1 protein-coding gene is annotated in these 1,369 nt (G+C 36.7%); it reads right to left on the bottom strand.

Going from position 1 to position 1,369, the window contains the following annotated elements; translation table 11 throughout:
* Positions 1–28 precede the first annotated feature (28 nt).
* Positions 29–1,369: IS1634 family transposase (locus ACT29I_RS25665; protein WP_444794860.1), on the bottom strand; the 1,341-nt coding region annotated here is incomplete at its 5' end.

Below are 1,369 nucleotides of genomic sequence, written 5' to 3'. Positions count from 1 at the left end.
CCTGTTTTGTGCATTGCATGACCCACTTTTAAATTTTCATATTTAATAACCTTGATTGGATTTCAGTAGGTTGCAAAATTTTAGTTTTTACTTCTTTGGATTTTGGCAGGATATACCTTAATTGCCTAATTTCCTTAATCTCATCTATTGCTTTTTCAGGAGACAACTTGATATTATTGTAATTGAGCAAGCGCTCCAATTCCTTATAGATGGAATACGCGGTAAAACATATGCATATGTGCGCTTCAATTCTGCTCTTTAATCGATGATAGATGGGGCGTATTCTTAAATCCGTTTTTGAAATGCGGAAGGCTTTTTCAATTTTCCATAATTGACTATAATTTTCAATCACTATCTTTCTGGATAAGCCTGTGTTTGTTACATACCCCTTTAACCCGTCCCACAGAGCATCTGCTTCATATTTTTCGTAGTCAATTGTAATGTTTACCTGGCCAGTTAGTTTCAGATATTTATTGTAACCTCTGTTGTTGATATGTTCTTTAGATAACTTTCCGCTCTTAACCCTTTTCTCTAACCGGATCAGCCCTTTCTCTCGATTTTTATTGTCCCTGTATGCCCTTTTGGGCGAGTAGCTGATGATTAGCCTGCCATTTTTACTTTTTAATTCTTTGGGTTTGTCTTCTTCAATTTTCAGTTGAATGATTTTTGTTTTGATTGCTTCTGTCTCATTTTTAACCCTTCCTCCAAGAATATACTGGTAACCATGCTCATTTAACGCATCAATGTTCTTTTGGGAAAGCAGTGCTGCGTCTGCCACGATTATCGGCTTGTCCAGGCTAAACTTTTCTTGAAAAGTCTCCAGAACAGGAATCAGAGTCTTTGTTTCTGAAGTGTTTCCTTCAAATATCTTGTACCCAATAGGAAAACCTTGCGAACTGACCAGCAACCCGATCATGATTTGAGGTTGTTGGTGTTTGCCATCTTTTGAAAAACCAGTGATGCGATAATCATCTTCTTCTGAAGCTTCGAAATACAAGGTCGTCATATCATAAAATACAACACCAACCTTTCCTCCCAAAAGGTTCTTGGTGTACTCAAATGATATCTGCTCTATAGTTGGTTTAATATCGTTGTTGAGTTCATCTAGGAATCGGTAAATAGTGTAAACGCTCACGTCAATGTTTAGATGATTCCCGAAATAATCTACGGTTTTTAATTTACTGCCAGGATAAACAAGCCGGCATAAAACCAGATTCTTGAAATATTTGCATGACCCACCAGTTGGGAAACCTATTTTCTCATAAATCTTTCCCAATATCAATTCAGCCCCAACTATCTGCAAATGGTTATTTGCAATACTATTTACAAAGTTATCTACGACCAGGTCATCGTGTTCAACAAATAAACT

This window comes from Saccharicrinis sp. GN24d3, from assembly GCF_052400645.1.
Taxonomy (GTDB): Bacteria; Bacteroidota; Bacteroidia; order Bacteroidales; family Marinilabiliaceae; genus Saccharicrinis.
The sequence above is the reverse complement of the archived record's forward strand: the minus strand, read 5'-3'. Positions and strand labels throughout refer to the sequence as shown.